Genomic DNA, 19,716 nt, shown 5'->3' on the forward strand with positions numbered 1-19,716 from the left:
GTGCTGTCGGCCATCCAGAAAGGCGTGAGCAATCGCATCCTCTCGGAACTCGACAAGCTCTCGGAGAATGACGCCGATCGCTACGCAGGAATCTGGAACAACTTCGGGGCTGTGCTCAAGGAAGGGCTTTACGAGGACTACGAGCGGCGCGCGCAATTGCTTGGGCTTGCTCGCTTCAAGACGACGGCATCGAACGGCGAGTGGCGCTCGCTCAAGGATTATGTAGCGGGGCTGAAGGAAAATCAGACTGCGATCTTCTATGCTACCGGAGATGACCTCGATCGGCTCGCGACGTCTCCCCAGCTCGAAGGGTTCAAGGCACGGGGCATCGAGGTTTTGCTGCTGCCCGACCAGGTCGACAATTTCTGGACGACGATGGGCGTCGATTATGAAGGCAAGCCCTTCAAGTCGGTGACGCAGGGCGCCAGCGACCTCAGCCTGATCCCTTTGGCAGAGGACAGCTCAGACACATCGAACACCGCAGAGGATGTCAGCGGGTTCATCGCCTTCGCCAAACAGGTGCTGGCGGATCAGGTCTCCGACGTCCGTATCTCCGACCGTTTGACCACCAGCGCCGTGTGCATCGTGGCGCCGGACAACGCCATGGACCTTCAGCTTGAGAAGATGCTGGCCGCCGCCGGCCGTGCGCCCGAACGCGAAAAGCCTGTGCTGGAAGTGAATGCGCGCCATGGGCTCATCGCCAGATTGGACCAGTCGACGGCGAGCGAGGATGAGCGGCGGGACATCGCATTCCTGTTGTTCGATGAGGCGCGTATCGCTGAGGGAGAAGCTCCCGCCGATCCGCGAGCCTTCGCGCAGCGGCTGGAACGCCTGATGGCCAAGACGCTGGGGTAAAACAAGGCATGGGCGGGGGGAGCCGACGGGCTCCCCCTCGTTTTTCGAGGCTCCCAATACGCTGCATGTCGTCCCGGGGCCTATGAAGCGCAGCACCTCTCGTTCTGGCCACTGGCAGAACGGGGATAGGGTCAAGGCCGTTAATCTTCAGAATACCGTAACAACCGTATCGAAAGTGGCCTGCCAGCTAGCACTAGCAGGCCAAATGGACATGCATCTCTTCTCTTGTCTCGGTCGAATCATCAGGCTCTGGTCACGTCACATGGCTGCTGACAGCAATCTGCATGGCTTCGCTCGCACGTACATTACCATACGCTGCATCGAAACCAAATGAAGACTGCGCGGAGAAAACCGACATAGCGGATGCCAGCCGTGTAGCCGCGGTCTCGATACTTGTTGGTAGAGGTGAAATCGCACTGGACTGTTCGGCGAATGATTGACGCGAGGCTGCGGAATTTTGCGGAGCGAGATCGGCAAGCGACACCAAACTATCACTCCCCTCGAAGTATATATTCTCAATATTAATCAAGGTATCATGCCCTGTTGGGTACCAGTACCCTTCCACACTCACAGTTCCATCTTCTTGTCTGGTGAACCAGTAACCGGATTCTTCGCCTGCATAGCGAGCAGTATCTACACCGTCACCACCGTCGAGTATGTCGTCCCCTCCCAGGCCCCTGAACATGTCATCTCCGCTCAGCCCAACAAAATGATTGTCGAAGTTATTGCCCCAGAAGGTATTGTCCAAACTATTGCCGGTTGCAGCGGCAGCGTCCTCCCCAACCATGACGATATTCTCGACATTATCCGGCAACGTTAAGCTAATCGTTGTCCGGATGAAATCAACGCCTTCATTTGCAAGTTCAATGATGACATCAGAGAGATCGTCTACTTCGTAAGTGTCATCGCCCGGCCCGCCGATCATCAGATCCGCCCCTGCACCACCCAAGAGCCAGTCGTGGCCTGTATATCCATATAGTGTGTCGTTGCCGGCTTCGCCGCTAAGAATATCACTCATCGCCGTCCCATGTAGAACATCAGGCCCCGACATCCCAGCCGGAGGCAGGTCGACTACGTCAACCAATTCCGCGCTACCTTCGAAAAACAAATGCTCAACTCCGCGAAGGTAATTCGCGTACTCTTCTCCATCGACTGTTACGATACCGTCGGAAGTGATGCCAATGGTATAGTCGCTTCTACTTCCCTCAAATTTCACCGTATCGACGCCGGCTCCACCGTAAATGAAGTCGAAACCGCCACCACCAGAAATGACGTCATCGCCAGCGAACCCTCGGATCGTTTCATCGGCTGCAGCACCAACGATCTCATCGCTTGAAGCACTACCGTCTATATCGATCCCTGCTGAGGGGAGTTCGAGATAACCTCCATCCTCCTGAGTTTCCAAGGCCTCGACACGTTCCAAGATATCAATCTCGGTCGTAATAAGGTTTGCGACAGAGACCCGCCCATCATCATCGAACGTGATCTCGTAATCTGACGATGCCCCACTAAGAGAAACGATGTCCCAACCAGTACCACCATTCACATAGTCGTTGCCATCACCGGGCAGAATATAATCGTTTCCGGAACCACCGTATATCTGATCACTTCCTGAACCGCCTGAAATATAATCGGCGCCGCCATTACCGATCAATACATCATTGCCGCCCATCCCCATGAGAGAATCCCTACGCTCTGAGCCGATGATTTCATCATCACCTTCCGAACCGATCGGCGCGAAATCGGCCGCCAATACAGTGGTGCGATCATCCGCAAAGTACAGAGCCTCGACATCGACTAACGCGGCTTCACCATTGGGGCTCCAAACGTAGATTTTCCCATCGACGTCACGGTAAATATCGTAGTCGTCAACAGCTCCTTCGAACTGCGCAATATCGTATCCGCCACCACCGTCGATAGAGCTATCTCCACTCCCTCCGATCAGAACATCGTTTCCGGCGCCGCCAATGAGTGTGTCATTACCGCCTTCACCGAAAAGAACGTCGTCTCCGTCTCCTCCCTCGAGAATATCATCGCCTTCGCCCCCCCAAAGGTTATCGTTGCCGCCGCCACCAGTCAGCAAATTGTCCCCAGAATTGCCCCGAATATCGTTATCTAGGCTATTTCCGGCCCCGGCAATTGCACCGTCTAGCAGGTCCAGATTCTCAACATTGTCCGCCAATGTGAAATCGACGCTCGACTGCACTGTGTCGTTACCTTCGCCAGCAGCTTCAACGATGAGATCAGATACGTCGTCGACGACATACGTATCATCCCCTGCACCGCCAACCATTGTGTCAGCACCGCTTCCTCCATCGAGAATGTCATCTCCTGAAAGACCGTAAAGGATGTCGTCTCCATCCATACCATAAAGAGCGTCACGGCCACCGCTCCCGGTCAATGTGTCGTTTCCGAAGCTTCCGGTTTCAACCACACCTGGAGCATAGCTTCCAACCAAGTCGTCAAACTCAGAAATCGAGTAAGAACGGCCATCCGCCACGACATATACCTCATCGAAATCTACGAGCGTCGTTGTTCCGATGAGATTCCATTTATCTGATACGACAAGAGTATTGCCATTCAGGGCTGTCTGCAGTGCACTCAAGTCCCAGGTGACATTCAAACGATCCAGCCCTGCTCCTCCAGTAAAGCTTTGCGACCCACTTGAAAGCGAGATTTCCTGACCCTCTGATTCCTCAATCAAAGGTGTAATCAAACTGGAGTTCGGCACTGACGCGGCATTATCGGGTTCGACAGAAGATCCTCTCAAACTTTGCCCGCCGCCCGTACTCATCGGAATTGTGCCATTGTCTGCAGTGGTGATCCGCAGCGGCACTGCACGTACAACCATCATACCAAGGGAGAAGCTGCCACCGAAACCACCGCTGTCCGTTAGGTTCAGGTGCGAGAAATCGGAAGGTGGACTACCATACGTAGCGTAGCTCTCACTTTGTCCATAAACGAGGACATTCTGCAGAGTTATGGACCCTCCATCCGATAGAGAAATCACGATCGAGCCTGTCATTTCCCAAATCGGGAGATAGTCCATGTTAGGCAAATTTTCAGATACGATGCGGGCCGAACTCATCTGAAAGCTGACAGACACCTCCGACGAGGTGTAATCGGCCAGATTAATAGACATAAAAGGCTGCGTCGATCGTTCTGACTGAGGACGTATTGCATTCATGTTAGAATTATATTGGAGCGTAGAACTCCCATGCATAGTTACAGTGTCGGCTCCATCACCTCGAGCGTACTGATACGCAAACCGACCCGAGCCATTGGCGATATCAATATCGTCATCGCCTGCTCCGGCATTGAGATAGTAATACGCAGATTCGTTCGCATCATTCATCACATAACTTATAACGATCACATCATTGCCCGCGCCGGCGCTTATTGCTCCTGCGTAATTACCGGAAAAAGGCCCATCACCTAGCCTACCAGTACTCCGGTAGTTTACGTCGACGAGGAAATCGTTTGCGTCGCCCCCCACGATTTCATCGACACCTTCACCGCCGAAGATGATCGCAGATTTATCTGTGTCTTCGACGCTAATATAATCAGACCCGTCACCGCCACTTATTGTTTTTTCACTATCACTTCCATCGTATAACTCGTCATCATACTTGCTCCCAAGGATTTGCGTGTGGAAACCCACCAAAGCGATGCTTCCTCCGGTAGAAGTGTCATAAATGAAGCTCTGATCCGGGTCGCGCAAATCGAGCCCCACGCCTCCCGCCATTTTTGAAAGATTTACAACCTGGATTGCTTCGCCTGCCGGCGCGCTGTTGTTAATCGTCAGATCGGTACCCGAGATAATATGCCCGGATACCGAGAAATTGACGTTGCCACCTTTAAGGAATATATTTTCGACCGAATACAATGTATCGGTTCCGGAGGGGCCAGTTACGGAAAGCGCGCCGGTGGCCGCAGTGCCGTAATTGATCAAAAGAGTTTCGCCTTGTGTGGCATAGACCACAGTATCTGTACCGCCTCCCACAAGTTGTCCTTGATCGTCGCCCCAGATTGTATCGCCTCCAGAGCCCCCAAAGAACCAGTCATCCCCGCCCCGACCGACCAACGTATCACTCTGAGCACTCCCGATAAGAGCATCTGCGCCATCAGCTCCCCAGAAAGTGTCTGTGCCTCCGCCAGAGACATAAACGGCCGAGCCATTGTCGATCGATTGTGACTGATCGAGCTGTGATCCCACATACAGTGTATACTGTTCGCTGCCTGGAACCCCGCCTAACGTGCCATCACTTGCTGAAAACGAGATGGCATCAACTACGTCAAACACCGATAGGCCGTGTGCGTTCTGCGAATTCAACCAACCTTTGAATTTATCTAGGACAAAGTCAGCATGCTCGGTGGTCGTCTGCTGGATTGCGGATGTAATTATGTTTTCGACCAGTTCGACCCCTTCCAATGACACATGCTTTTCTGGCAGCATGTCATTGAGAGACCAAGTTTGAGAGGTCAGATCAATCAGTAGCCCAGTGTCGTTAACGACGTCTAGCACACCACGCGTTGCTTCATTCCAATCAACTTGATTTACCGCATTTATCGCCAGAAGGCCCGCAAATTCGACAATTACATTACCTACTGAGGCTTTGAGGGTTTCATTTACAAAGCTTGGCAAATATATGAGCGTCTTTCCAAGGTCATCGGCATCATTGAAAAGCGATCTAATTCCGGTATCTCCGAAAGGTCGGACCCCTTCGTCGATCGCGGAATATGCAATGATCGAGGTAAGTTTTGCCCCTGGGCTCGAGGCGCCGCTAAGTCTACTGTCGATGTCTAGCGCGGCGCCAATGCCTTCATCAAGTAGAGACGGTATGTAGTATTTCGCCGACGCCTTCCAATCGGTTTGTCCGCCTTCGGATGCCCATTGATCTTCCGCAAACATCATTGTCGTCAGTAGGCCGATGCTATGGCGTTCGATAGCATCAAGATCAGCGCCATAAAGATCCATTGCCGTCTGCTGGCTAATTTGCGCTTCCAATGCAGCGGTATCTAGCCCAAGATTAATTCCAAACGCTTGAAGCGCGACTCCAAGTGAGTTTGGAATCAAATTTCCCAGTATACTTCCAGATCCTATTTGCACTATACCTTTTCTAACAAAATCTAGAACTTCAGAAGTGACATGAAATCCTTCAAATGTGGAAAAATTTGGTTCAAGTTCATTCAGATTATTAGAGAACTCTTCTGCGATATCTTCAATATTCACGTTATCGTCGAGATCTGCAAATATTGTCTCATCTGCAATCTTCGATAGGAAGTCGGCTGCGCCCAGGCCAGTTAAGCCAAAGTGATCAATCGTTCGGATAAGCGCTTCACTGAATACTGCCTGCCACGCGGCAATCCCGAACGGCATATGATCGAAGCCGTAGCCTTGATTTCCAGACAGCGAGCTTACAAAACCCGCCAATCCACCGCCAAGTGAGTGCCCCGTTAACAAGATCGGCACGCCATTATTGACATTTGAGAAGACCGATCGCCCGGCAACCGCTTCATAATACGCGACGGCCTGGCCAGCTTGCGCTGCCGATGAATATCCTGCTCCCACCCTCCAACCGTTAAATATGTCATTTAGCATTGGGCTACTGAGAAACTCGGCGGGCGTCTCTCCGAGTTGTGTATCCGTACCCCGATATGAGATGACAATCTGGCCATTCCATGTGTAGGCAGCTGCGTAGAATCCAGTGGAAAGCGACGAGTTTCCTAGTAAAGCTATACTGTCATTATTAAAGGAGAATGTTGCGTTTCCTAGCGAGCTTCCGGGAACATCCAAGTTTTGCGCAGGACCGCGGTTGTACGAGTCCATTGCAAGTATGCTAAGGAAAACGTTCTGGTCGATAGACATTTGCCGATTACCTTTTCCTAAAGTTGAATGCATTGACGGCTACGCCATTTTGTTCAACGTCATCCGTTGTGTCGATAGCCTTTCGGGAACTATAGTTGGGATCCAGAACTGCGGCCGGCATGCAATTCTCATTCTTAAACTCAACCGGCTTGTCAGTAATCTGAACTGTAATATATTTTAATGAAATTCCAGGTCCGAATGTCGCGGAAAGGTTGTCAGGGTCAACACGGCGTATAGAATCTGGATCTGCGATATTATCGAATGTCACAAGCATAGGCCGCAATCGCGGACCGATCCTATAGCCGGTCGTTGCTTGTCGATGGGGGAGCGTTTTTAGCCTACGATCTGCTATGAGGTTCTCGTACTGATTTACTGCCCAATGCTTAACGCCGCCGGCTTTAAAGCTTCCTACCGCCAACATAACGCTCTCAGCCCAGGCGGCACTACTTTCCGATCTTAAAAGCGCAAGCATCCTGCGCTTTTTGTCTATTTTGACGCATACTGCCTCCCCCTTGATCCACCGCGTGATTCCTCCGGGACCGGTGATATTCGTCGAACTGTTTTCTCTGAAGGCGACTTCAATGACACTTGAGGATTGCTTATCACCATCAGGCGTCTGAATTACCACTGTCAATTCATAACGATATTTATAAACAGGATGGGTGTTGCAGCCGGTCGTCGTCAGCAGGACTGCTGAAGGAAGCAGGCGCCAGATGTACGTTAACATTTGACGTGAGACCCCACCCTCTTTCGCTTTATGCATAGTGTCTAACACTTTCTCTACGATCTTTAATGCGCTCCGCTTGGACATGGGGCTACTTTTCACGCGCCGCCTGCTTGGCACTTCTCTGGAGCGGGCTGAGTAGATAATCGATGATCCGTCTTTTTCCGGTCTTTATGTCAACGGTGGCGACAAGACCCGATGTCAAATCGATGCGGTGACCGTCAGCGTCAATGGAATTGCGTTCCAAGCCGATCGTGACAAGGTATACAAGACCAAGGTCTTTATCCTGCACCGCATCTCTGCTGATGCTTTGGACGCGGCCGGGAACTGCTCCATAACGCGTAAAAGGAAATGCCTCTAGTTTGATCGCGGCAGATTGGCCGGCTCGCACAAAGCCCACATCCTTGTTCAGCAACTTAGCTTCCACCTCCAGCTGGCCATCGGTAGGAACAACTGCCATTAGTGGCTTTGCCGCCTCCACCACTCCGCCAAGGGTATGCACTTCGAGTTGCTGCACCGTACCGTTCACAGGGGCGGAAAGACGTTGGAAGCGGCTTAATTGACGTGCTTTTGTCACCTCTTCCCGGCGGAGGATGGCCTCAGCTTCAGCTTTGGCGAGGTCTGTCAGTGCAGTGCGCAGCGCATTTTGTCTCGTCTCGTGAATCTGTTGATCGAGCTTGGTTGCTTCGGCCAATCCTCGACTGACCTGAGCGGTCGCCACTGCTCGATCACCAACCTCCCCTCTGCGCTGTCGCTGCAGTTCCAACAACCGCTGACCAGGTGCATAACCTTTAGCGTCGAGCCGGTTCATGCGCTCAATCTGGCGATCGAGGATTGGGACAGTGTCTGACAGTCTAGCGACCTGTGCTCGAGCGGCGGCAGCGTCCGAATACGCCGACTGGCGCGCTGAGCGCAGGCTGGATGTCGTCGCATCGATCTCGGCAAGTTGCGCCGCTATTAGCCGATATTGCGTCCGTGCTATACTATCCGAGGTTCCTGCCGGCGCCTGGAAGTGCAACCCTTTGCCCGACAAGGCATCCGCAATCGCCTGATTGCGAGCAATGTCGAGCTCAACACTTTCCAGGGCTTTTTCGGCCTTTGCCAGGTCAGCTCCCGTCAAAGTGGGGTCTAGGTCTAGCAATGCTTGACCCTTGTTCACCACATCACCGTTGCGTACGTAAATTGCCCGCACGACGCCCTGACTAGGCGATTGCACGAGCTTCGTGTTACCCGTCGCGATCAAGTTACCTGGCGCAGATGCAACCACGTCCAGCCGCCCGAATACTGTCCAGGCAATCGTGACGGCCAAGCCGGTTAACAACAACCACGCTGTTACACGCGCTGTTGGCGAAACCGGGCGTTCCGCCACTTCGAGAGCGGCCGGTAGGAAATCCGCCTCCCGAGTGGGCGCAAAGTTCTTTGCTCGCTCTTTCTCGGCGCGCAGCGCTTCCCGGAGAACCTGCCAGTGGTGATGTACCGCGCTCATGCGCTGAACCCTCCGCTTTGACGGCGGTGGAGGTCGGCATACCGACCTCCCAGGCGCAAGAGCTGCTCATGATTACCGCGCTCGACGATCTTACCTGCTTCCAGCGCGATAAGACTATCGCATTGCCGCACGGCTGAAAGCCGGTGTGCGATGATGATCACGGTTCGCCCCGCTGCCATGGCCTTGAGGTTGCGTTGGATAATTTCCTCGCTCTCTGCATCGAGAGCGCTTGTCGCTTCGTCCAGAATCAGAATACGGGGCTGATTGACCAGCGCGCGAGCAATCGCGAGGCGCTGGCGCTGGCCGCCCGAGAGGTTTGTGCCGCGTTCCTCCACCATTGTATCATAGCCTTGGGGCAGTCTGACGATGAACTCATGGGCGCCTGCTAGTTCAGCGGCTGCCATCACCTTTTCGATCGGCATCGCCGGGTTCGACAGAGCAATGTTCTCTCGGATCGTGCGGCTGAACAGGAGGTTCTCCTGAAGCACCACACCGATCTGCCGCCGCAGCCACGCCGGGTCAATCTGCGCGATATCGACACCATCTATCGTAAGTCTACCGGCCGCTGGCACGTATAGCCTCTGCAGCAGCTTGGTCAGTGTGGATTTGCCCGAACCTGATGAGCCCACGATACCCAGTGTGGAGCCGGCCGGCACGGCGAGATCGATATCGTCTAAAGTCCACGGGCCATCGAGGGCATAGCGGAACCTCACACCCTCGAAGCTCACTGCCCCTTTGAGTTGAGGCAGAGCGACACGGCTTGCAGTTCCCGGCTCCACGGGCTGGTTCAACACATCACCCAAGCGCTCGATCGCTATTCGAACCTGCTGGAAATCCTGCCACAGTTGCGCCATGCGGATCACCGGCCCTGATACTCTCTGCGCGAACATGTTGAACGCGACCAGGCCACCAACGGTCATGTCCTTGTCGATCACGGCAAGCGCGCCAAAGTACAGGATCAGCATCATGTTGATCTTGGAGATCAGTTGGATCAGCTGGCTACCCGTATTGCCGAGATTGATAACCTTCTGCGATGCGAAACTGTAGCCAGCCAGCTGACGCTCCCAACGGTCCTGCCATTGCGGTTCGACAGCCCCAGCCTTGACTGTTTGAATGCCGCCGATGCTTTCCACCAGCAACGCATTGTTGGCGGCCGACCGTTCGAACTTTTCCTCGATACGCGCCCGCAGCGGCGCGGTAAGGAGAGCAGCCACCGCTACGTAACAAGGAATTGCCAGCACACTGATGAGGAACAGTTTGGTTGAATAGATCCACATCACCGCGAGGAACACCACTGTGAAGAGCGGATCGACAAGAACCGTCAACGAGGCGTTCGTAAGGAATTCGCGGATCGTTTCGAGCTGGCGCACCCTCATCGCGATGTCACCGACGCGCCGGGCCTCGAAGTATGACAGATTGAGTCCCAAGAGGTGCCGGAACAGCTTGGCACCAAGCTCCACGTCAATTTTCTGGCTGGTTTCCGAGTAAAGCCGCGTACGCAGCCATCCGAAGGCAGTTTCCCACACAGATACAACCCCGAACCCAACCACTAGGATAGAGAGGGTATCGAGCGTGTTGTGAACCAACACCTTGTCAACCACGTTCTGGAAGAACAAAGGCGAGGCCAGACCTAGAAGATTGAGACCCAACGTTATCAGCAGCACCTCGCCAATGAGACTGCGGTACTTCACGATCTGGGGAATGAACCAGCTTACGTCGAACGCGCGGCTAACCCCGCCGACTCCCTCACGCGTCGTTACCAGCAGCAATTCCCCTGACCACATCGCTTCGAGCGCTTCCCGGCCGACTTTCATGATCTGGGGCTGTACGCCATCGACCGAGCGGCATGGAGGCTGAATCAAGACTTCGTCTGCTGCAACCCGGGCTATTACGAACCATCCGCTCGGGCCGTTGGCCAACGCGGGCAACGGCATCTGGCGCAACTTGTTATAGCTCGACCGGCTAGATCTCGCTCTTACCTCGTCTTGCCGCTTGGCAAGTCGCTTCAGGTCGTCGCCCTCGATGGCGCGGTCATGCCCGAGACTATGCCTGAGTTGCTGTGGATCGACCGAAATCCGGTGAAGAGCAAGCAGTGTCGCGTAGGCGAACAGACCACTATCGTCTCGATGCCCGAGCATATCCGCAAGGTCAGGGTTATGCATATCATTCATTGGGAGAGCCGGTCACTGGAGAAATATTTGAAGGTCCCTTGGTTGCCAGCGGCTTCTCGCGTGCAAACACAGGCGTTGCGATCACGTTCACCGGTTCGCCGCTGGTTGGCCTCACGAGCGCCTGAGTTTTCCCCTTGGGTGCTGCGATATTGTCGAGAGCACGGACGGCCGCCGCCCATGGAATGGCACCACGTGCCTCAGCTTTGCGGGTATAGCCCGCTGGATCGTACGTCGCCGCCCCTTGAACAAGTTGGCCCGCCTCAAGTCGGCCAAGTTGCCGCAGCAAATAAGCTTGCGCAACATAGCTGTCCCGTTCACTGGTGAGTATCGAAATCTCGGTTTCTCTCAGGGCATTCTGCGCATAGAGCACATCGAATGTAGAGCGCAGGCCTTCACGATATTCCTCGAAGGTCCCATCGTAATAAACCCGTGCGGCCTTGAGCTGCACATTCTGAGTCGCGACGTTACGTTCGGCGGTAACCCATTGGTTCCAGGCATTGATGATGCTTTGGACGACCTGCCGCTTGGTTGAATCTATCCTCAACCTGTCGGCGCTTTCGCGGTTCCGTGCCTGGGCCACCAACGACCTGATACGACCTCCGGCCACCAAAGGTACGGTCAGCGTTGCGCGTCCCGTAAATGTCACGTCCTGATCCCGGCGCTCGAACGGAAGCGCCCGACCACTTGTCCCGGCGACCCCTTGTAGAGAAAGGTTCGGACGTCCCTCGGCTTGTGCCACGGCGATCTCAGCCTCTGAGACCTTGTCGCGAGCGATCGCCTGCTGAAGATCGGGATTTGATTCCAGCGCTATCGAGTACGCTTCGTCGACGCTTCGAGGGAGCCCTGCTAGCGCAGGAGGCGCAGCAAGAACACCTGGCTCGCGGCCAACAATCGCGGCGAAAGTCGCCCGGCTCGCTTCCATCTCCGCGCGTGACGCATCAAGCTGCACCTGCGCTGCCTGGAGCTGTGTCTGAGCCTGTGCGATGTCCGTCAGTGTCAGTTCGCCCGCTTCGCGTCTGGCGCCGACTTCGTCCAGCATCTTTTCCAGCACCAGCACATTTGTCTCGCGGATGCCCACCACCCTTCTGCCACGAAGCACGTCACTGTATGCAGCGATGAGGTTGACCAACATGTCCCCCTCACTGCCACGAAGTCCTTGTCTGCCCGCCTCAATCCCAAACCGCGCGCTCACAACGGCGCTGACAATCCGTCCACCCGCGTACAAGGTTTGATCTGCAACCAAGCTCGAAGCTAGGCTATTTCGTTCGATGTTCTGGCCATTGCGACGGTCGATCAGGGATCGCGAGGCCTGAGTTGTGCGTCCTGGTAATGTTAGATCGTATTGCCCGCTAATCTGTAGATCGATCGACGGTCTTGCAGCTGCAAGCGCAATACCCAGGTCATCGTCCGTAGCGCGCAGGTCATAACGATCTGCGGCAAGGCCGGGATTGCCGATATATGCCGCGACGATTGCGGCAGCGAGGGTTTCAGTGGGCGCATTATCAGGGATCGCTCCTTGCCCGCCATACGAATCAGAAACTAATCCTTCGACTATCGACGCATCATTATCCATGCCAACTGTTGCGGCATTGCACTGGCTTCCAACCATGATGCAAAGCACCCCCGCAAACACGAGCTCATGGGAGTTAAAGAAACGCATAAGGAAAAACCGCCCATCCGCCAAGTTGAGCAAAATCATCGTGGAGATCGATGAGCCGATGCGTATACACGAGATTCAGGTTTTTGACGCTTCAAGGGGCGCTCTTATGGCCAAGCACGACCGAAGACATGACAGCAGCTCGCCAAGCTGATGTCACACCATCATAAAAATTCACGTTGCCCATAGCGCCCCCCGCGGTGGTTATTTCTAGCGTCTCACCTATGCCAAAGTTGGGCAAGAAATTTACGACGAAATGGCGGTCCTTGCAGAATTTTAACGGTAAATATCGTTTAAGCATTACTTCATCGATCAAGACCGTTCGACGCGTGTGCTACCAAGTTCAAAATTCTACAAATTGATTACAGTTAGTCGGCAACCACCCGTTTTCGACGTTCCGAGTGTGGGCGCTGCGCTCTATAGGGGCCCGTCCGGTGCCCGCTGCTCCCGAAGAAATGCAGCCTGACGGGTCACGCCCCAAGTCGGTCATTGCAAAAGCCTGCCTTCACCGGCACAAAACCGAATGCTTGATCTTGTTGCTCCTACCGTCGGCATAGTGGTGTCCGCGATTGTCGCGGCTAGTCGTACACACCAAAAGCCGGTAATTTCCGCTGCTATTGGAGCTTTGGCTGGAATAGGCGCAGCATTGGTCGCGCTGATTTTAGTTGGAGGCTGGATTTTGCGGCCATAAGTAAGGTTCCAGCGTGCATAGCCAGTTACCACCCCTCATCGCCTTTCCGGGGCGCCGATCGCATCGCTTAGCGAGGTACAGCCGCCCGTCCGTTTTCAGGCAGCCCAAATCCGTAGCTCTAGCGGCGACGATGGGTGGTCAGCTGCCGTTGCATTCTTCAGATAGTGGAACGAGAGTTTTAGTCTTCCAATTAGGTGGATCTTGCAAACCTAGATAGGCGCCTCTGTCGTTGCTGGGCCTAAGTATTTGCAACATCCCATCCGGTTGAACTGCATAGCGCCGTGATAGCTCTCCCTTACCGTCTCGCCAGTCATTCCATGGACTATAAAATTCATCCAAATCAAACTGACGCGAGCATTTAGCAGAACGAACAACGATATAATGGTTTGGATCAGGCCAACTGATTTCCTGCGATTGGCTCGCCGTCAAAATATAGGTGTGGCGGTCAGTCCGGACCTGACTAATTATCGTGACACCTGCTCCGCTGCGGTTCTCGATGATCAGGCTCACCGCCTCAGAGCATGAGCCAAGCAGGATGAGGATTACGAAGAGCAATGCATGGCGCATTCGTTCTTATACCATCACGCTGGACGTCCGCCATGGGGCGTGAACCGAAAGTCTCCTTTTCGGAGCCAACTGGCCGGAACCGGAAATTCCGTTCACGCCCCTTTGCAGACGCTTACGACTTATGCGACTTTGATTTTATGAAGCGCCAGATTTTTGCTCGCATCCAGTTGCTTCTGAAAAGAGGCCGTAGCCGCGTTCAGGCAAAGAGGCCCGACGCGCCAGAGCTTGTAGTGAACTCTGGCCTAACCGATAAAGAAATATCTCAAATGGCAGAGAGGCTCCGCATTCGGCATCCTGAATTGCACCGTATTTTATCTCATCCTGACGAAATGGATTCATCAGAAAGTACAGACTTTTCTATGAACCTATTCGAAAGAGCTTCGGTTGGAGTATCTCGATATGTGCGAGAATTCGAGAAAACCTCTTGTCGAGGTGGAATATCTGGCGTGTCAAAAGTACAGCAGCACCTCATTTATTACATCGCCGGATGGAATTATCGCATTAGCCCAAACGACTGATTAGACATCGTCCGCAATCCACCCATCATCGCCTTTCCGGGGCGCGGATCGCATCGTTTGGCGAGGTAAAGCTGCCCGACCGTTTTCAGGCAGTCCAAATTCGCAGCTTTAGCGGCGATGATCGGCCCTAAGCGCCATTGCCGTCGGGGCCGCAGGCAGGTCAAAGCGCATGATCTCGCTCAATTGGTTAGGCTCAGGACCCATTGATTGACGAAGGTTGATGTGATTCAGGCTCCGTAAGGAGACTGAGCATGAGCGACCTGTATTGGCTGACGGACGAGCAGATGGCGCGTCTGTCGCCCTATTTTCCCAGGAGCCACGGCAAGCCACGTGTGGACGACCGTCGCGTTCTGAGTGGGATCATTTTCGTCAATCGCAACGGGTTGCGCTGGCGGGACGCGCCAAGAGAATATGGACCGCACAAGACATTGTATAATCGCTGGAAACGGTGGGGTGCGATGGGCGTATTCGCCCGAATGATGGAAGGCTTGTCCGCCCAGAGGGCCGAGCCGCAGACCGTTATGATCGATGCGACCTATCTCAAGGCACACTGCACGGCATCGAGCCTTGGGGTAAAAAAGGGGATCTCGGACGCCTGATCGGGCGGACGAAAGGCGGCATGAACACCAAGCTGCACGCCGTCACCGATGCCAATGGCCACCCTTTGAGCTTCTTCATCACGGCAGGGCAAATCAGCGATTACACCGGTGCGGCGGCCCTGCTCGATGATTTGCCCAAGGCGCGGTGGATGCTGGCCGATCGGGGTTATGACGCTGAATGGTTTCGGGACGCGCTCGAGCAAAAGGGGATCAAGCCCTGCATTCCCGGACGAAAATCCCGCTCTCTGCCCATCAAATACGACAAGCGCCGGTACAAGCGCCGCAACCGCATTGAGATCATGTTTGGCCGTTTGAAAGACTGGCGCCGCGTGGCAACCCGCTACGACCGCTGCCCAACCGTGTTCTTCTCCGCCCTCGCTCTGGCAGCCACTGTGCTATTCTGGCTCTGATCAACGAGTCCTGAGCCTAGCTTTCCGCCGAAGAGCGCCTCGACGCGGTCCGGATCGTTATTATAGTCGGCGAGCAGCTGATCGAGGACAGCCTGGTAATCGCGATCACTCTCATTTGCATCGAAAACTACACGCACGATCTCGGAAAGGTTTTCGCCGAAGGTTTCAATGTGGGGAGAGGTCACATTCGGCACGTCATCGAAAGGGCGGCGTACGACATGAACCCGCCTGCTCGGCACCTGCTGGACGACAATCGGACTGTGCGTCGCAATGATCGCAAAAGAATCGAAGCCCTCAAGCATCTCGTTGAGGATGGTGAGCAACGTGGTTAGCAGCTGCGGATGGAGATGCACCTCGGGCTCGTCGAGAAGGACCAGCGATCGGGTTCGAAGATTTAGAACAATGTCACAGACGATGTTGAGAACGATGCGCTGGCCTGCGCTTAGCCGCTTATAGACCGACGCACTTACCGGAGCACCTTGAGGGAAATCCTGTCCAGGAATGACCATGCGAAGCGCTTCGCGAAATAGCCTCTTCTGCTCATCGCTCATCTTTTCGATAGCGCTTGGGATGCGCGATGCGATCTTCTTCACGTCAATCTGAACGCCGTCGCGACGTCGTAGACCGCAATAAGTGTAAAGAAAATCCTTGCCTTCCTTGACGCTGGGAAGGGCGAAATCGTCAAATGCGCTGAAGGAAACTGAAAGGACGCCGTAGAGCGACGGTCGCGGCGTAAGAGAGCCGAGCGCCTCAAAGCTCTCCCCCCGTTTTTCTCGCGATTTTGTCGTTTCCGATCGTTCGAATCTGCTAAGCAGAACGGCAAGATTGGCCATCAGCTGCGTTTTACCGACCCCATTGACGCCGACCAAAACATTGACGCGGTGCGGTAGTCCGCCACCCGGCTCGAAGTCGAAGGGAACGAGATGGGCCCCGCGTGCGCCTTTGAGCTGGGTCTCCAAAACGAAGCTGTTGACCAACTCGACACGGCCCACGAACCGATCGAGAGCAAAGTCGAGAGCCCTTTGGGCAGATGTAGTCCGTAGGAAGCTGATGCGAAAGACGTCTTCGCTCTCAAGCTCGTCGCGAGAAAGGTCCAGCAGAGGTATGTCGCGCATCGCCTCGGCATACGCTCTGCGAGCGGGACCACCCAACTCGGCCAGCTTCTCATAGTATTCCGTCGACTGACCGAGCGAAATGAAATGCTGTTCGAAACCGGGATAGGCGCCACTCAGCTGCGCCCGCATTGCTGGATCACTCGATTTCAGGCCGCGCGGAGCGATCTTGACCCCGCCCAGGCTGATCGCGGTTTCCTCATCCTGCGTCGGATAGTAGGTCGCCTTGAACAGGGTCTCGAACCCGTAATCATTCCACGTGTCCCGCCGCAGCGCTACAAGCGGATAGTTCCGCTCCACGCCATCGGGCCAGTCCGCAAATTTGTTGAGTAAAATAATCTGCACGGGCGCCTTGTCTCTTATGATTCTCTTCGAAAATCGAACAATTTTAGTGAATGTTCGAGGATCGACTACGAGATTATTAAAGGATCCATAAGCTTATTATTTGTCTCCCCGCAAATAATAACGAAATAGATCGAACCGAATAATGTTACCAACGATCGATGGCCTGTGCTGATTGGCGGTCAAGATAAAGGGTGGCTATCCCCGCTATCCCTTATCGGCGAAAATCAAACCGAACGATTTACATCGTGGCTAGCCCAATTGCGCCTCGAAATCGTCCGGCGGGGGGACGTCCAGATCCGGCTGCAGAATGAACCCCGGGAAATCGATTATGTGTGCGCGGCCCTGCATCTCACCGAGGACGAGCGGCAATTTTTCCGAGGTCGACACAATGACCTGTCCATTGCCCTTGCTCGCTGTACAAGCACGTTTGAGGAAGGCAAAAAGATCGTGCGACGCGATTTCCTGCTGTCCGGGTTCGTCGAACACAACGAGGCCCGGATGGTTCGTGGTGTTCGCGCGCTTCAATTCGAATGTGGCCAAGAGATAGGCCCATTTAAGGCGGATGGCATCGCTCGCCGAGATCTCGAAATTGATCTCTTTTTCGATGACATCGTCACCTTCGCGGGCGCGAACCAATGGACGAAAGTTATCGGTTGAGAGCGCGATTTCTTCCGGTTCAAACGATCGGAACCCGTAGACTGCTAATTGCTCGATAATCTTGGCGGTCAGCAATTCGACCTTCTTCTTGTCGGCTGTGGTGAGGTTGTCTTCGGGCAAGCCGCGCAAAGAGGCATTCGCCTTTACCCAATCGGTCGCGATCCTCTGCAGATCGTCAATCAACGAGATGGCCAGATCGTCGATACTGCGCAGCTGCGTGAGGAAGTTCTGCTGCCGAACCAGATTCTCAATTGCAGCACGGGATGGCGAAGTTCCAGGCCGCAACAATTCCTGCCGCAGACTACGCAGTTCCTGTTGCTTGTCCTGAAGATTGCGATCAACGCCGCGAAAACGGCCCGCGATTTCCTCTAATCGTTGACCGGATGCGCCGAGGGCAGAGCGATAGAGCTCTAGTTGCGATTTGACGAAGGCGATGTTCTCCTCGAGCGCCATGCCGACAGAGTCCACGGTCGGGAGCAATTCGCTGGTCACATCCTGATGGCAGGTCGGGCAGATATGTTCGTACGCGGCCTTGCCGAGATCCGAACCGAGACGTTGCAGCTTCTGCGCATCCTTGTTCCGGCGCAGGTCGATTTCAAGCGCCTGGACCCGTGTGGTCAGAGCCTTGCTATCCTGAACCTCGGCAGCGTGCTCGTTGCGAACAGCTTCCAGAACTGCCGTCTCTGCGTCGATCTGCGTTCGCAGAACGGCAATTCGGGCCTCGATCTCGGGTGCGATCGTATCGATCGTCGGCATTTGTGCGGTCTCGAGAGCGGTGATGGCCGCTTCAATCTCGCCGATAAGCTCGGTTAGTCTTACCCATTCCCCTTCATGGAATAGCTGAAGATCGATCTCAGGCTCCTGAGCGAACTCGGCAGTAGGCTTCTCCGGTAGCCCCCGAATTCTCCCGATCTTGGCGGCTGCGTCCTGAAGCTTGATACGCTCCTGTGACCACTGGTTTTTGAACTCCGCGATGGCATTGCGCAGTTCCGAGCGCCGCCGACGATACAGGGCCACATCAAGGTCGAGTAGGAACTCCATCACGCGCCGGGCAACGTCTTGGATCCGAAGGAAAGTTGGGAACGGTCCCTGGATGCTAGACCAACCCCGTTTCTGCTCAACAAAGAGCATCGGGAAGATGGCTTCGAGGTAGAGCGGGCATTCGTTCCCATCGAACCTCGAGACAATCGGCAGGTCCCAGCCAAAAAACGAGGTGAGGAAATGGTGGAACCCATCCTCTTGGACTGCGGCCCCGCCGTCGAGGACGTAGAAATCGCGTTGGTGCGCCGAGGGCAAGCCGGTGCTGAGCGCCGCGCCGAAAGTGACCCGGATCAGCTTGGTGTCCTTGCCTCCGACCACGTCGCGATGGACGACGGCGATTTCTCCAGCTTCATTCTCGATCTCGAGTTCGACGAAAGACTGCAGGACGCTTTCATATTCGGCCTTCTCGGCAGCGTGGATACGTTCGCGCATGGCATAGGGAAGTGGGATCGCGAGCTGCGGCCCCAGCGAACGCTCAAGCCCCAGCGCGTAAATGATCGCCTGGAGGCACGTCGACTTGCCTGAGGTGTTGCCAGCCTGGATGATATTCAGTCCGTCCTTGAACCCAATATCAGCCTTGTAAGCTCGCTCTGCCGTAAAGGAGCGGAGCCGCAGGTGGCGAAGTTTGATCATGCTGCAGTTCTTTCGCCAAGCAGTTCTGACACGCGGGTCTCTGTAAGTTTCTTCGCGTGTTCGGTGATGATGTTGCGCTCAAGCTCGAGCGCGTCCTCTACGCCTTCAAGCTCGGTCGCGGCCGCAGTTCCTATGGCCGTCAGCTGCAGCGAAGCCCGACCGCTTGCCTTTGTCCAAGTCGCGAACCGTTCACCGACCACGAAGTCAATCGCTCGCGCGAAGGCGGGCTCTACCCGCAGGTTCCAAGGCAGGATCGTGGCTCCCGCATGGGTAGCCTCCTTCAGCCGAGCGACCTGGTTGGACCTGATCGCATCGTTCAGGATGTGAAGCTTCGCGAGTGATGCCTTGCTCGACCTCGAGGCTGCCAGCATCAGAAGGATT

The 19,716-nt window shown here is 54.8% G+C and carries 11 protein-coding genes and 1 pseudogene; 3 read left to right on the forward strand and 9 right to left on the reverse strand.

The genetic code is table 11. The features are described from left to right. Positions 1 to 855, forward strand: a pseudogene (locus tag ACYPYD_RS02370) (molecular chaperone HtpG); the annotation flags it as partial. Between the two features lie 253 nt (positions 856 to 1,108). Here ACYPYD_RS02370 and ACYPYD_RS02375 read toward each other — a convergent pair. The 6 genes from ACYPYD_RS02375 to ACYPYD_RS02400 form a co-directional block, all read right to left on the reverse strand. Then, positions 1,109 to 6,724: a hypothetical protein gene (locus ACYPYD_RS02375; protein ID WP_459661922.1), complete on the reverse strand. Its 5,616-nt coding sequence runs from the start codon at positions 6,722 to 6,724 to the stop codon at positions 1,109 to 1,111. A gap of 7 nt (positions 6,725 to 6,731) precedes the next feature. Then, positions 6,732 to 7,451: a hypothetical protein gene (locus tag ACYPYD_RS02380; RefSeq protein WP_459661923.1), complete on the reverse strand. Its 720-nt coding sequence runs from the start codon at positions 7,449 to 7,451 to the stop codon at positions 6,732 to 6,734. Positions 7,452 to 7,539: 88 nt separating this feature from the next. After that, positions 7,540 to 8,934: an HlyD family type I secretion periplasmic adaptor subunit gene (locus ACYPYD_RS02385; protein WP_459661924.1), complete on the reverse strand. Its 1,395-nt coding sequence runs from the start codon at positions 8,932 to 8,934 to the stop codon at positions 7,540 to 7,542. Then, a complete protein-coding gene (locus ACYPYD_RS02390; RefSeq protein ID WP_459661925.1) occupies positions 8,931 to 11,105 on the reverse strand; it encodes a type I secretion system permease/ATPase in 2,175 nt (724 codons plus the stop codon). The genes ACYPYD_RS02385 and ACYPYD_RS02390 overlap by 4 nt, the downstream gene beginning before the upstream one ends. Beyond that, positions 11,098 to 12,804, reverse strand: a complete 1,707-nt coding sequence (locus ACYPYD_RS02395) for a TolC family protein (RefSeq protein WP_459661926.1) — start codon at positions 12,802 to 12,804, stop codon at positions 11,098 to 11,100. The genes ACYPYD_RS02390 and ACYPYD_RS02395 overlap by 8 nt, the downstream gene beginning before the upstream one ends. A gap of 787 nt (positions 12,805 to 13,591) precedes the next feature. Then, a complete protein-coding gene (locus tag ACYPYD_RS02400) occupies positions 13,592 to 13,963 on the reverse strand; it encodes a hypothetical protein (protein WP_459661927.1) in 372 nt (123 codons plus the stop codon). 194 nt (positions 13,964 to 14,157) lie between these two features. Here ACYPYD_RS02400 and ACYPYD_RS02405 point away from each other — a divergent pair, with 194 nt between their 5' ends. Beyond that, positions 14,158 to 14,538, forward strand: a complete 381-nt coding sequence (locus tag ACYPYD_RS02405) for a hypothetical protein (RefSeq protein WP_459661928.1) — start codon at positions 14,158 to 14,160, stop codon at positions 14,536 to 14,538. A gap of 251 nt (positions 14,539 to 14,789) precedes the next feature. After that, a protein-coding gene (locus ACYPYD_RS02410) for an IS5 family transposase (RefSeq protein WP_459661929.1) occupies positions 14,790 to 15,547 on the forward strand; the annotation gives its coding sequence in 2 pieces (ribosomal slippage) (positions 14,790 to 15,123 and positions 15,123 to 15,547; 759 coding nt in all). On the opposite strand, the gene ACYPYD_RS02415 is transcribed toward ACYPYD_RS02410, so the two are convergent. From ACYPYD_RS02415 to ACYPYD_RS02425, 3 genes are all read right to left on the reverse strand, one after another. Further along, entirely contained in the window at positions 15,478 to 17,004 is a 1,527-nt protein-coding gene (locus tag ACYPYD_RS02415) for an AAA family ATPase (protein WP_459661930.1), read from the reverse strand. The genes ACYPYD_RS02410 and ACYPYD_RS02415 overlap by 70 nt on opposite strands. Before the next feature lie 249 nt (positions 17,005 to 17,253). Continuing rightward, the gene (locus ACYPYD_RS02420; RefSeq protein ID WP_459661931.1) at positions 17,254 to 19,335 is read right to left on the reverse strand and encodes an AAA family ATPase; all 2,082 of its coding nucleotides are present in this window, start codon (positions 19,333 to 19,335) and stop codon (positions 17,254 to 17,256) included. After that, the gene (locus ACYPYD_RS02425) at positions 19,332 to 19,706 is read right to left on the reverse strand and encodes a hypothetical protein (protein WP_459661932.1); all 375 of its coding nucleotides are present in this window, start codon (positions 19,704 to 19,706) and stop codon (positions 19,332 to 19,334) included. The genes ACYPYD_RS02420 and ACYPYD_RS02425 overlap by 4 nt, the downstream gene beginning before the upstream one ends. Between the last annotated feature and the right edge of the window lie 10 nt (positions 19,707 to 19,716).

It is taken from the genome of Novosphingobium sp. 11B (assembly GCF_054589055.1).

Excerpts from the sequence above, each read along its gene's own strand:
- ACYPYD_RS02375 (WP_459661922.1), bottom strand. The coding sequence starts at position 6,724 with ATGTCTATCGACCAGAACGTTTTCCTTAGCATACTTGCAATGGACTCG.
- ACYPYD_RS02380 (WP_459661923.1), bottom strand. The coding sequence starts at position 7,451 with ATGTTAACGTACATCTGGCGCCTGCTTCCTTCAGCAGTCCTGCTGACG.
- ACYPYD_RS02385 (WP_459661924.1), bottom strand. The coding sequence starts at position 8,934 with ATGAGCGCGGTACATCACCACTGGCAGGTTCTCCGGGAAGCGCTGCGC.
- ACYPYD_RS02390 (WP_459661925.1), bottom strand. The coding sequence starts at position 11,105 with ATGAATGATATGCATAACCCTGACCTTGCGGATATGCTCGGGCATCGA.
- ACYPYD_RS02395 (WP_459661926.1), bottom strand. The coding sequence starts at position 12,804 with ATGATTTTGCTCAACTTGGCGGATGGGCGGTTTTTCCTTATGCGTTTC.
- ACYPYD_RS02405 (WP_459661928.1), top strand. The coding sequence starts at position 14,158 with ATGAAGCGCCAGATTTTTGCTCGCATCCAGTTGCTTCTGAAAAGAGGC.
- ACYPYD_RS02420 (WP_459661931.1), bottom strand. The coding sequence starts at position 19,335 with ATGATCAAACTTCGCCACCTGCGGCTCCGCTCCTTTACGGCAGAGCGA.
- ACYPYD_RS02425 (WP_459661932.1), bottom strand. The coding sequence starts at position 19,706 with ATGCTGGCAGCCTCGAGGTCGAGCAAGGCATCACTCGCGAAGCTTCAC.